At 64.6% G+C, this 12,521-nt stretch carries 11 protein-coding genes; 7 read left to right on the top strand and 4 right to left on the bottom strand.

Annotated features, from left to right (window positions below):
* Positions 1 to 3: 3 nt before the first annotated feature.
* Together ACE3TY_RS04645 and speB are read right to left on the bottom strand one after the other, a co-directional pair.
* Positions 4 to 1,275, bottom strand: coding sequence for a cysteine desulfurase-like protein (locus ACE3TY_RS04645; RefSeq protein ID WP_374651339.1), 1,272 nt, complete (start codon positions 1,273 to 1,275; stop codon positions 4 to 6).
* A gap of 27 nt (positions 1,276 to 1,302) precedes the next feature.
* The gene (gene speB, locus ACE3TY_RS04640; protein ID WP_374651337.1) at positions 1,303 to 2,271 is read right to left on the bottom strand and encodes an agmatinase; all 969 of its coding nucleotides are present in this window, start codon (positions 2,269 to 2,271) and stop codon (positions 1,303 to 1,305) included.
* A gap of 124 nt (positions 2,272 to 2,395) precedes the next feature.
* On the opposite strand from speB, the gene ACE3TY_RS04635 reads away from it, so the two are divergent.
* Positions 2,396 to 3,340: a LysR family transcriptional regulator gene (locus tag ACE3TY_RS04635; protein ID WP_374651335.1), complete on the top strand. Its 945-nt coding sequence runs from the start codon at positions 2,396 to 2,398 to the stop codon at positions 3,338 to 3,340.
* A gap of 58 nt (positions 3,341 to 3,398) precedes the next feature.
* Positions 3,399 to 4,505, top strand: coding sequence for a cupin domain-containing protein (locus ACE3TY_RS04630; RefSeq protein ID WP_374651333.1), 1,107 nt, complete (start codon positions 3,399 to 3,401; stop codon positions 4,503 to 4,505).
* Between the two features lie 4 nt (positions 4,506 to 4,509).
* Here the strand turns inward: ACE3TY_RS04630 and ACE3TY_RS04625 are convergent, their stop codons facing one another.
* Together ACE3TY_RS04625 and ACE3TY_RS04620 are read right to left on the bottom strand one after the other, a co-directional pair.
* Positions 4,510 to 6,177, bottom strand: a complete 1,668-nt coding sequence (locus ACE3TY_RS04625; RefSeq protein WP_374651331.1) for an ATP-binding protein — start codon at positions 6,175 to 6,177, stop codon at positions 4,510 to 4,512.
* Positions 6,178 to 6,222: 45 nt separating this feature from the next.
* Positions 6,223 to 6,945 carry a hypothetical protein gene (locus tag ACE3TY_RS04620; protein ID WP_374651330.1) on the bottom strand — a complete coding sequence of 241 codons (723 nt, stop codon included), beginning with the start codon at positions 6,943 to 6,945 and terminating at the stop codon, positions 6,223 to 6,225.
* Between the two features lie 170 nt (positions 6,946 to 7,115).
* On the opposite strand from ACE3TY_RS04620, the gene ACE3TY_RS04615 reads away from it, so the two are divergent.
* From ACE3TY_RS04615 to ACE3TY_RS04595, 5 genes are read left to right on the top strand one after another with little or no spacing between them, the layout of a single operon-like run.
* Entirely contained in the window at positions 7,116 to 9,053 is a 1,938-nt protein-coding gene (locus tag ACE3TY_RS04615; protein ID WP_374651328.1) for a BTAD domain-containing putative transcriptional regulator, read from the top strand.
* 22 nt (positions 9,054 to 9,075) lie between these two features.
* The gene (locus ACE3TY_RS04610; RefSeq protein ID WP_374651327.1) at positions 9,076 to 9,486 is read left to right on the top strand and encodes a hypothetical protein; all 411 of its coding nucleotides are present in this window, start codon (positions 9,076 to 9,078) and stop codon (positions 9,484 to 9,486) included.
* Between the two features lie 9 nt (positions 9,487 to 9,495).
* The gene (locus ACE3TY_RS04605; protein WP_374651325.1) at positions 9,496 to 10,677 is read left to right on the top strand and encodes a YcaO-like family protein; all 1,182 of its coding nucleotides are present in this window, start codon (positions 9,496 to 9,498) and stop codon (positions 10,675 to 10,677) included.
* Positions 10,678 to 10,680: 3 nt separating this feature from the next.
* Positions 10,681 to 11,388, top strand: coding sequence for a TfuA-like protein (locus ACE3TY_RS04600; protein ID WP_374651324.1), 708 nt, complete (start codon positions 10,681 to 10,683; stop codon positions 11,386 to 11,388).
* A complete protein-coding gene (locus tag ACE3TY_RS04595; RefSeq protein WP_374651322.1) occupies positions 11,385 to 12,500 on the top strand; it encodes a hypothetical protein in 1,116 nt (371 codons plus the stop codon). The genes ACE3TY_RS04600 and ACE3TY_RS04595 overlap by 4 nt, the downstream gene beginning before the upstream one ends.
* The last annotated feature ends 21 nt before the right edge of the window (positions 12,501 to 12,521 follow it).

The following is a 12,521-nucleotide window of genomic DNA, read 5'->3' as shown; positions in this document are numbered from 1 at the left end:
CGCTCACCGTCTCTGCAGATAGACGTTGAGAGCGCCGAGGAAGCGGTCGATCTCACCCGGCGTATTGTAATGGGTGGGGCCGACGCGCACGACGCCGCCTTTGTCGATGAGGCCGAGGCGCGTCACCGGTTCGACGCCGTAATTGTGGCCGTCCCAGACATAGATGCCCTGGCTTGCCATGAATTTGGCAATCTCGGTCGGGTCGCAGCCCTCCATCGCGAACGACACGGTCGGCACGCGCCGACTGAATGCGGCGCGATCGGCGATGCCCATGATCCGCACGTTCTTCACCTGTTTGAGGCCGACGATCAGCCGGTCCGCCAATGCATGATCGTGGCGCAGCATGGCTTCGACGCCGGCGACGATGCGCTGGCGCCGGGTCAGCGTCGGCATGATGGCGCCGCCGAAATTCCTGCCGAGCCATTCGTAATACTCGATCGCGCCCATGATGCCGGCCAGTTCCTCGCGATTGGTCGTGCCGGTAACGAATTTCGAGGGCAGTTCCTCGGTCGCGGCCCGCACTTTGTAGGCGGTAAGACGCTCCAGATGCTCTTGGCGGCCCCACAGCAGCCCGTAATGGGGGCCGTAGAATTTATAAGCCGAGCAGACCAGGAAATCGCAGCCGATATCCTGAACGTCGATGACGCCGTGCGGCGCGAACTGCACGGCATCGACATAGACCAGCGCCTTGCCATTGCTGGCAGCTTTCGCGGCGGCGGCGATCGCCTTCACATTGTTGATCGTCCCGGTGACGTTGCTGGCATAGCCCACCGCGACGAGGCGCGTGCGATCGGTAACGATATTGCCGACCTGGGCAATATCGAACTCGAAGGTCTCGGGGCTGAAGTCCAGCCATTTCAGCGTGAGGCCACGTTCTTCGGCCATGATCATCCACGGCGTCACGTTGCCGTCATGGTCCATGCGCGAAACGACGATCTCGTCGCCCGCTTTCAGTTCGCGTCCCAGAACGCGCGACATCATGAAAGTCAGGGTCGTCATGTTCTGGCCGAACACGATTTCTTCGACGCTGCGCGCGTTGATGAAATCCTTGGCAGCTTCATGGGCGTCATCGACCAGCTTGCCGGCCAGGATCGACGTTTCGAACTGGCCACCCAGATTGGCATTCACCTCGGTCATCGCCCAGACCATGCGGTCGATGGCCTGCTGCGCCATCTGCGTTCCGGCCGGATTGTCGAAGAAGACGGCGGGCTCGCCGTTCTGCATCCGCTTCAGGCCCGGGAACTGGGCGCGAATGGCGGCGACGTCGTAGATCATGATGTTCTGCTCCTGGAAGACTGGGAATCAACGGCCGCGCCGGCGGCGCGCCTCGAAGATGAAGCCGAGGAAGTTCATTAGCAACTGCGCCGCGAGAAAACCAGTGATGCCGGTGGGATCGTAAGGCGGCGCCACCTCGACCAGATCCATGCCGACCACGTCGCCCTGCCGAGTCAAGCCCTGCAGGATTTCCAGCACCTCGTAATAGAGAAAGCCACCATGGCTGGGGGTTCCGGTACCGGGTGCGATCGAAGGGTCGAAACCGTCAATGTCGATGGTCACATAGTAGCGGGCACCTTTCGGGATGAGGTCGAGCACGCCTTGCGTCCCTAGCTTGCGCACATGGCGCACGGACAGGATCTTCGAGCCGAAATTCCGCGCCGCCTCATAGTCCGACCGGTTGGAGGAAGAGACGTTGCGGATACCGAGCTGCGTCATGCCGGTGACATGGCCGGTTTCCGAGGCGCGGCGCAGCGGATTGCCGTGGCCATAGCGCACGCCATGACGCTCGTCGACGAAGTCCAGATGCGCATCGAAATGCACGATATGAACCGGCTCCTGGCCCGCGAAGGCTTCGATCACCGGCGCGTGCACGGCATGATCGCCGCCCAGCACCAGCGGCATCGCACCGCTTTGCAGAATCTTGCGCACGGCAAAGCGCGTGTTCTCGTGGCTCTTCACGGTATCGGTATGGACGATATCGGCGTCGCCCATATCGACGATGCGCACCTTGTCGGTCGGCAGGTAGACGACATCGTCCTCGAAATCGTAGGCGCCGCCATGGCCGAAGGAGAAGAGCGTCGAGGCTTCGCGGATGGCGCGCGGGCCGAAACGCGCGCCGGACCGGTATTGCGTGCCCATATCGTAGGGGACGCCGAGGACCGCCACATCGGCCTGGATATTGTCCCAATCGGTGCAGATCGGCTGCTTGGCAAAGGTGCAATGTCCGACGAAGGGCAGGTTCAAACGGCCGGTTTCATAGGCGTTCTGGCTCATGGGTGGGTTCTTCTTCTGGGGGTGGGTTCTACGTTCTGGCTCGACCGGCGTCAGGATGACATGGCTTTACATTGCGGATAAAGGGGAGATAATCGCCGATATATCGACTTTTCCGATGTAGTACATGCACCGTCTCAGCGATATCGACCTACGGCTGCTGCGCGTCTTCATCGCCATCGTCGAATCCGGCGGCCTGGCCCCCGCGCAGATAGCGCTCAATCTCAGTCAATCGACCATCTCGACGCAGCTGGCTGAGCTTGAAAAGCGGCTGGGCTTGCGCCTGTGCCAGCGCGGACGCGCCGGCTTCTCCCTGACGCGGGCGGGCGAGAAGCTTTATGCTGCCAGCGGCGACCTCTTTGCCGCGGTAGACCGCTTCCAGAAGGTGACGGCGGACGTCTCCGGCGAGATGAAGGGGGTGCTCAGGATCGGCACGGTCGACGCGATGCTGAGCAATCCGGCGTTCGACTTGCCGGCGCTCCTCGGCGCTTTCGCCGCGCGCGCCCCTTCGGTGGTCGTCGAACTGTCGACCGATTCACCTGATGCCATGGTGCGGGCCATCAGCGACGGCACCCGCGATCTGGCCATCGGCCCGTTCGTGAAGCCGGCGCGCGCCGCCACTTCCGAAATCGCCTTCATACCGCTCTTCAAGGAGCGCCAAGCCATGTTCTGCGCGGCGGGACATCCCCTGTTCGGCCGCCGCAGGCTCGGCCTTGCCGACATCCGGGCGTACTCCTTTGTCGCCCGGCGCTATCTCAACCGCTTCGACCTGGAGACCGTCGGCCATCTCAAGGCGGCGGCCGTGGTCGAGCAGATGGAGGCACAGGCGGCCCTCATTCTGTCCGGCCGCTTCATCGGCTTTCTGCCGGTGCATTATGCGATGCTGATCGGGCGTGAGACGCGCCTGCGAAAGCTGCCGCTGGGTGCCGAGGGCGAATATGAGTCACCCTTCTTCCTGCTGCACAAGAAAGGGGCTGAGGACAATGTGGTGCTGCGGAACTTCCTCAACCGGGTTAAGGAGCAGTGCAATACCGATCCCGGCCTTGCCGTTGCCGGCGGCATCCATTGCTGAAATTGCCAATCGCCGCGCGCGGGATTAGAAATCGACCATCATCAGCCGAGCAACGATCATGACCGCCGACCGCACCGCCGCCATCGCTCCGCATATCCGCGCAGCCCAGATCCTGCTGCCCTGCACCGACCTTGCCGCCGAACTCAAATTCTTCACGGGGCGATTGGGCTTCAAGGTCAATCTGATCATGCCGGCGGATTCGCCCACCCTTGCCGTCATCTCCGGACATGGCGTCACCCTGCGCCTGGAGAGTCGCGCTCGATCCGGCAATCAGACGCCGCTGCACTTGCGCCTGCTGTGCGATCTCGGCGCCCTGCCCGCCGGCACAGCGGATGAACTGACCGCGCCGGGCGGCACGCGCATCCAGCTCGTGGATGCGCAGATTCCTCTCATTGTTCCGGACGGGACCCAGGAATTCGTGCTGGCACGCGGCGGCGAGGATGCGTGGGGTGTCGGCCGTGCCGGCATGCAATATCGCGATCTCATCCCCAGCCGCCTGGGCGGGCGCTTCGTCGCTTCGCATATCCGCATCCCAACCGGCGGGCCAGTGCCGGACTATGTGCATTTCCATAAGGTCCGCTTCCAGATGATCTTCTGCAAGAGCGGCTGGGTGAAGCTGGTCTACGAAGATCAGGGCGACCCCTTCATCATGGAGGCGGGCGACTGCGTGCTGCAGCCGCCGGAGATTCGCCACCGGGTATTGGAGGCCTCGCCTGGGCTGGAGGTGATCGAGATCGGCTGCCCGGCCGTTCACGAGACCTATGCCGACCACAATATGGAGTTGCCGACGGGGCGCTTCATCCCCGGCCGCTATTACGGCGACCAGCGCTTCGTGCATCATGTGGCCGCCAAGGCGCATTGGACGGCCTGGCGCCAGCCCGGCTTCGAGGCGCGCGACATCGGCATCGGTGCCGCGACCGATGGCCTGGCCGGTGTCCGGGTCGTCCGCTCGCCGCAGGCCGCAAAAGCGGAGGTCGCGGCGCATGGCGGCGAGTTTCTGTTCTTCTTCGTGCTGCGGGGGGCGCTCGACCTCTCCGGCAAATCGATCGGCGCACATCTTCTATCTGCGGGCGACAGCGCGGCTATCCCGTCCGATGCCGCCTACGCCCTGGCGACCGCGCCCAGCGCCGAATTCCTGGAAGTGATCCTGCCCGATTTCGCCTAGCGGCTTAATGCAGTGTCTCGACGCGCGCAGCCGGCAGGATGAGCCGCGCCGTGGTGCCCAGGCCAGGCGCGCTGTCCAGTTCGACCTTGCCGCCATGCAGTTCGGCAAAGGCCGCCGCCAGCGGCAGGCCGAGGCCGGTATCCTGCTTGCAGCCATTGATGCCCTGGGTCGGCGCCTCGAACGGCCGCATCGCCTTTTCCAGCTCGTCGGCGTTCATGCCGTCGCCATGATCGGCGACATTGATGGCGAGGCTGCCGTCGGGCAGCGCATGCACATCGAGGTCGACCTGCCTGTCGGGTCCCGCGAACTTGATCGCGTTGATGGTGAGGTTGAGCATGATCTGCAGCAGGGTGCGCCGGTCGCCGCGGATCATCATGTTGACGGGGGCCGGCTTGAAGGCAAGGCGCACATTCTCGCGCGTGGCGCGTTCGCCGGCCAGGCGCTGCAGCGACTCAAGGAGGTCCCGCACGGCCACCACATCCTCCGTGATATGCCATTTGCCGGCTTCGACCTTGGACAGATCCAGGATGTTGTTGATGACCGACAGCAGATGCTGCGCGCTGTAGTGGATGTCGTCGGCATATTCCTGATATTTCGGCTGGCCCACCGGACCGAAGCTCGCCGATTTGATGACTTCCGAGAAGCCGATGATGGCATTGAGCGGCGTGCGCAGTTCATGGCTCATCTGCGAGATGAAATCCGATTTCCGCCGGCTGATTTCGTCGGCCCGGCTGCGCGCTGCGGCATCGACCCGGCTGCGCGATTCGAGGGCCGCCATGGCAACGGCCTGTGCCGTGTGGCGGCGCAGGGCGACGGTGCCGCCGATGAGAAGCGCGATGAGCGCGCCGGTCAAGGCGATGCCGACATCGCGCTTGCTTTCCCACGGCGCCAGGAACGTCCGGCGATCGAGGCCGACATCGATCTCGAGCGGCAGGCGCCGTAGCTGCGCGGAGGCGACGAATTGCCCAGTGCCTGGCATTTGCCGCGCATTCTCCTGGCGCGGGAAAACCGTGGTCCCGACGCCGTCGGCCCAGCGCAGGGCGATCCGGTCGGCGCCCAGTTCGGCGAAGAACCGATCGAAATAATGCGGATCGAGATCGCCGACGATGATGCCGGCGAAGGAACCGTCGCGACGGCTGATGCGGCGCGAGATGACCAGCCCGGCGGATCGTTCGCGCGGATCGAGAAGGATATCGTCGCCCGGATGGTCGCGGTGATAGGCGAAGATGCGGTCGCGTGCCGCATCCCGAAGTTCGGTCTCGGCCGCCGCCAGCTGATAGGCCGGCTGGCCGTCGGCGCGCCAGACCTGCAGATTGCCCAGGGCCGGCATGATCCGCATGACCCGCGCCAGCACCTGCCCCATCGTCGCGTCCGCCCCCGCGGCGCCGTCAAGGGCGGGCGGGGGCAGGTCCAGCACCTGCATGCCGACCTCGATCGCCGACAATGTCTGCTGCACATGGGCCGCGGCGATATTGGCCAGGGCGCCGGCGCGCTGATTGCCGGCGGCACTGACGGCGCGGTAATCCGCGACCAGGAGCGCCGCGGCAATTCCGGCCGCCGCGAGCGCGATGGCGGCGACGAGGCACCAGATCAGCGGCATTTGTCGAGCCGTGCGGATCGCCGGCCAGCCCGGGCGCGCGTCCTGCCTCATCTTTTCAGACTGTGCTGTCATATCGTCCAATGTCGTGTCGGAAACATGGGCCGCCGGCGCCTTTTTTCAGGCGCGCCTCGTCGGCGGACAAAGCGTCATGATCAGCCGCACCAGTTGCACCTGATGCTTGCATCGGGTCTTGAAGAGCAGGCCGTCGAGGCCCGCCAGAATGTCGGCGGGATCGCGCTTCTTCAGCGCCGCGATCTCCTCCACGGCGAGGCCGCGCACGATGAGGTCGGCGATCTCGACCTCGCTGGAATTTAGTCCGAACGCCTGGGCGAAGGCCCGCATGGCCGACCAATCGGACTGATCGCGGCTGGTGGCCAACTCCACGACGACAAGCTGCGACCCTTCGTCGCTCCTGCCGATGCTGCGGTTGAGCACGTCGCGGAAGAATCCCTGCGTGTTGCGGATCATCACGGAGAGGACGCCGTCGTCCGCCGGCTCGCGTTCGACCATGGCGGCATTCTCCAGGCCGCTCGCCAGCATCCGATCGAGGGTGACATAGAACTTGTCGGTGAGATGCGGCGAAATGAACGCCAGCCGCCCGGACGTGATCTGGATGGTGGAACGATCGGACAGCATCTGCAGGCAAGGCGTGTTGGCATAGGTCACTTGGCCGCTCCGCGCATCGATGAGCAGCGACGCCACGCGCCAGTCGGGACAGATCAAAGCCGCCACGTCCGCGCGCAATGCCGGCGTGTCGGCATCGCTCAGGCGGTCTGCGGCTTCCGTCATCGCGATCCCGATCGCAAAGTGGCGCGCGGCGCTGCTCCTTATCCGTGTCATCGGCGACTCCGTCTTTACCAATTCGTTTACTTTCGAGGACTAGTGTCGCTGCGGGGACGTGACGCGGCCGTGACTTGGGCCCGGCAGGCCCCCGCAAGGGCTTTTGCGCTTGCGAAGATTCGCAGTTCAGGACAGAATTCCAATGGGTTGGGGGATACACGCTAAGGCGTATGGGATTAGAATCCGATATTGAGATTCGCCTGCTCGGCATGCCGGAAGTGGCGCGGCCGGACGGTGGGGTCGTTTTCCCGGCCAAGGGTTTCCAACTCCTGGCGCTGCTCGCGCGCGCGCCCAGCAAGCGCCTGACGCGCAAGGAACTCGCGTCGCTGCTGTGGGACAACGACACCGATGCCGCCGCGCTGAGCAATCTGCGTCAATTGCTGGCCCGCATGCGCAAGGCCAATATCGGCCATGACGATCTTCTCGATGCCGATACCAGGAGCGTTTCCCTGGGCGGCGGCGGCGCGCTCATCGACCTCAATCTGTTCGAAATCGGCTACCGGTCGGGTTCTCCGGAACAGGCCCTGCGCGGCCTGCTGCTGTTCCGCGGCGAACTGCTCGAAGGCATCGCCGAGACGACGGACGCCTTCTCGCACTGGCTGACGCTGGAGCGCGCCGCGCTGCGCGAGCGGTTCTTCTCCGCCGCCTCCTCCGTTCTCATCGAACTCACTCGCTTCGGCCGGGCTTCGGAACAGGATCTGCGCGCCGTCGCCGACCGCATGCTGGCGCTCGATCCGGAGCGCGAGGCAAGCTATCGCAGCCTCATCGAAGCCTATGGCCGCAACGGCATGTATGAAGAGGCCGAGCGGATCTACCGCTCCCTCACCGCCATGCTCGAACGCGAACTTGGCGTCGCCCCGCAGCCCGAAACGGCCGCAGTGCTGCGTCGCATCCTGGCCGGACGCGGCTATCAGGCGCCGGATCCCTCGCCCACGAAACGCGAGACGGCCCAGCCGCGCGTCGCGTTCCTGGCGCCCACCTGGATCGTCCCGGCCGCCGACCCCTCGCAATCGGCCCTGCTGCACGCGCTGGTCGAGGATATCGCCAACGAACTGGCGCGCTATCGCAGCTTCGTGACGCTGGCGCCGCATTCCTCGTTCAAGCTGCAGCATGATTCCGGCATGCCGGCCGACAATTCGGTCCTGCGCGCGGATTACACGGTGAGCGGCTTCATCAAGCCCAGCGAGCGCGAGCAGCTGCTGGTCCTGCGCATGGCGGATTGCCACAATGGCGAGATTCTGTGGGCCGGCGAATTCTCCTTCCGGCCGGAAGATCTGGTGCGTTCCTTCCGCCTCCTCTCGCTGCAGGTCGCGTCCAGTGTCGCGGCCTCGGTCGAACGTCACCTGCTCGACGCCATGCGTCGCGACGGCAACAGCAACGCCTATCTGCACTATCTCGACGGCCAGAACCTGCTGAAGAATTGCGACCTGCCCAAGCTGCGCCGGGCGCGGCGTTCGTTCCAGCAGGCGGTCGACCTCAACAAGGGCATGGCCCTCGCCCATGCCCGCATCGCGCAGACTTTGTATCTGGAATGGATTTCGCTCGGCGGCGACGATCCGGAACTGCTGCGCCGCGCGCGGGAAATGACCGAGCAGGCCATGGGGATCGATCCGGGCACCGGATTCAGTCATTTAATGGCCGGTGTGGTCGCGCTCTATCAGCGCGACTTCGACTATTCGGCTGAGAAGTTTGCCGAAGCTGAAACGCTTAATCCAAACTCGGCGGATCTTCTAGTCCAGTACGCTGACGCTCTATCTTGCCTTGGCGAGGCGGAAGCTGGCTGGCTAAGATTTGAACGTGCGCTCGATCTAAATCCTCTGCCGCCCGACCACTACTGGTGGGCCGGCGCCAGTATCGCATTCCTCAAAGGTCGATACGAAGAGGCGATCGAACTATGTACACAAATGGGCTCTGACGAGTCAGTTGTCCGGCTGCTAACGGCGGCGCATGGGCACCTTGGCCACAAAGCTGAAGCCAGGGAATACTCTCGTAGGCTGAAAGAACTCTATCCCGATCAGGATGTTACAAAGTTCAGCAGTATAGCGCCGTTGAAATTCGACCATATGCGCAAGCGGTTCGAAGACGGGCTCCGATTGGCGGAAGCCTGATTTATCCAAGAAGGGGAAAGATATGGCAAAACTCTATGTCATCGGCGACCGCGATTCCGGTGTGTTGTTCATCAAGACTGAACCGCTGAAACTCACGCATATCAGTAGAGCGACGATGGAAGCATATGCAGCGCAAAAGAAGACCACCTACGATGAGGTGTTTTCACACGTCGCGACCGGTGCCAAAGCTATCATCAACAAGACTGAAGTGCCGCAATCGATCGCAGACCTCGATACGACTTACCAGGCAATCGGCCAATTAATCGGCAAGGGCGCAACGTTCTCCGACGCTGATTTCTGCTTCGTCGCGGACATTGACGACACCGACTGGTCAACAAATCGTTTGACCGTTCCGCCCCTCTCCAGCGCGCTGGCAGATCTAAATCCGTCGCTGCCGCCGGATGCCGAACTCAAGGAGGGTTCGCTGGTCTAAGACCAGTTCTTGTTCACCAACGCCTTCTTCGAGACAGGTATCGCCGACCCGCGTGACCTCCAGCGATTGGGGATCACGCGTGTCGGCGACATTACCGGCCTGGATACGATCGGCCTGCCGGTCTGGTTCGCCACCCGCCCTAATTCACGCGCCTTGTCCGTCTCGCAAGGCAAGGGCTTGACGGCGGCACAGGCGCGCGTCTCCGCCATCATGGAAGCTGCCGAAACAGCCATCGCCGAACGGCCGGAAGGTCTGGGTCTCGTCTTCGGCTGCTGTCATGAGATGGCGGCGCGCGGTGCCAGAACCATCCCGTTCGAGCGCATGATGCGCTGCAACGCGTCCCGCATCGGTCCCGCCCGCGAGCGTGCCTGGGTGCAAGGTCACGCGTTGCGCGCCGGCCACGATGTCTTCGCGCCCTTCGAACTCATCGGCCTCGATCTGCGCACCAGGGCTCCCTGGAATCACGATGCCTTCAAGATGTCCTCCATCGGTCTCGCCGCCGCCGGCGATGCGGCGCGCGCCGAACTTCATGCCCTGCTTGAAGCCATCGAGCATGACGCCACGGCCACACTCGATCTTCTCGGCCTTGGCGCCAATGTGGCACGGGGCGTTGCGCTTGAACCGGGCAGCCATGCGGAGCTGGACCATGCCATCGCGGCCGTCATGGCCGCTGGCTTTACCCCATGCTTTTTCGACCTTACCGGCCGCGTTGCGGTGCCGGTCGTCGCCTGCTTTCTGACGCGGCAGGTCCTCTCGAGCGAGGGAACCGGGGATAAGCTCACGGCCGGTTTCGCCTGCCGTCTCGACGCATCCCAAGCGGCCCTGGCCGCTCTGCTCGAATGCGTGCAGTCGCGCGCGACCGATATTGCCGGCGCGCGCGATGACATCGCCGATGAGGATTACCGGGCCAGTCGGGCCAAGCTGCCCGTGGCAAATGGGACGCGGCGCCTTGGCGATATACGCGGCCATTGCGCGGCATCCGCCGGCTGGCCAGCGGAAAAGTACCTCGAACGGGTGCGCGAGGCGGTCTTGGCGGAGGGGATGGACGATATTTTCACCTTCGAGCTTGCCCACGGCATACCGGGCCTTCACGTGATGCGCGTGCTGGTGCCGGATCTGGCTGCAACCGGCGGTGCCGGTGTCACCCAGGGAGGCGCATCGCTGCTCGACGCCTTGCTGCAAGGGCGCTGAACGATGAAGCGCGTTCTCTTCATCGGCCCCAGCCTCCACGGCAGCGCGGCCGCGCTGCCGCCGGAGATCGCATTGCGTCCGCCGGCAGCCAAGGGCGATATCCTGGCGGCGGCCCTCGACGGTGCCGACATCATCGGCCTTGTCGATGGCACGTTCGACCATGGCGCGGCGGTCTGGCACAAGGAAATCCTCTTTGCACTCGATCGCGGGGTGGCCGTTCTGGGTGCTGCCAGCATGGGTGCCCTGCGCGCGGCGGAGTGCGCTGCCTTCGGCATGATCGGCATCGGCGCCATCTATGACGATTATGTCGCCGGGCGGCGCGTTTCCGACGCCGATGTGGCGCTGGTGCATGGGCCGGCGGAGCTGGGCTTTCCGCCATTGACCGATGCGCTGGTCGATATCGAGGCGACGCTGGACCGGCTGTTGGCCGACGGCCATATCGGACACGGCGACAGGACTCGCCTTGGCGCGACCGCGGGCGCCCTTCACTTCAAGGAACGGCGCTGGGACCGGCTCTGCGCACCCGAAGAGCTTGCTCGCCTGCGACCCCATTTCGTCAATCGCAAGCAGCAGGACGCTCTTCTTCTCGTCAAGGCGATGATGCGGCCCCTGGACGCCCCCCGGCGGCCAATTCCGGGCGGCCTCTGCGACACCCAGTTCTTCGACATGCTGCGCCGGGAGGTGCGCAACCGCGCGCCCACGGCGCCATGAACGGGCTCGAACTCGTGCCGGATTGCGGCGGCCTGATCGACGAGATCGCCATGACCCTGCCGCCTTTCCTTTTCACCCCTGGCGAAGCCGACAAGCGCCGCGCCTTGCAGCATCTGGCGGAGGCCTTGCCGGCTGGCGTCACGCTGCTGTTGCTCGCCGAACGGAGCTGCGAGGGCGCGCTGACGGATTGGCTCTCCTCCCTGTCGCTGCGCTGCGCTGTCCGGCCGGTTCTGCAAGCTCCGCGCGGGACCATGCGGAATGCCGACATGTGGACCCAGGATCCGTTCCTGGCCGGCAGGCAAGCCGGCGCGCCGGTTCTGGTCCCGCTCCCTCTGACCGACCATGCGGGCGCGCATGCCCAATGGCTGAGTGCTGCGGGATATGGGCTGCTGCCGGCACCGGGACTGCATCTGGCTGGCGGCAATCATTTGACCGGACCGGACTTCCGCATCATCGGCACCGCCTCGCTTCAGCACGCGGCCGGTCTGGATGGCGATGCCGCGCTGGCGCGTCATGCCGCACTGGAATCGCGTCGCCTGCATGTTTTCGGTTTTCCCTTGGCGAAGCGGGGCCAGCCGGCCACGCTCGCCCAGCAGCCGCATCACATCGATCTCGTCCTGTCCGTGACCGGCCTGGCTGGCGCGGATGGCCGCCCGCTCCTGCTCCTTGCCGATCCGCGCTCAGGGACGGACCCCGATGGTCCGCGCGTGCCGGGCTGGGCCGAGCAGCTCGACGCCAGCGCGGCGCGCCTGGAAGCCGACGGCTTTGCGGTCCTGCGCAACCGGGTGCCCTATCTGGCGCATCCCCGCTTCAGCCCGAACCCCAGCTTGCGCGCCTACAACAATGTCATCTTTGAAAATGATACGCGTTACGGCGAAGGCAGGAGCCGGCCGCTCGCCTGGCTGCCGCAATTCGCCGACCTCGAACCCGACCTGGAAGCTTACGACCGGGCCAATCGGCGCGTCTGGGCCGATCTCGGCTTCGAGCCGGTCCCGGTCCATGGCTGGAGCGCGCTCGTGCGTGCCGGCGGCGCGCTGCGTTGCAGCAGCAAGGTGCTGAAGCGCGCAGAGGGCTGGCCAGCAGGTTCGTTCTCACCTAATTTTCCGGGATAGATTTTCCCCGACTCGGAACGA

It is taken from the genome of Dongia sp., from assembly GCF_041918875.1.
In the GTDB taxonomy this organism is placed as follows: Bacteria; Pseudomonadota; Alphaproteobacteria; order Dongiales; family Dongiaceae; genus Dongia.
Note: the sequence above shows the minus strand (reverse complement) of the source record. Positions and strands in the feature narration are given on the sequence as shown.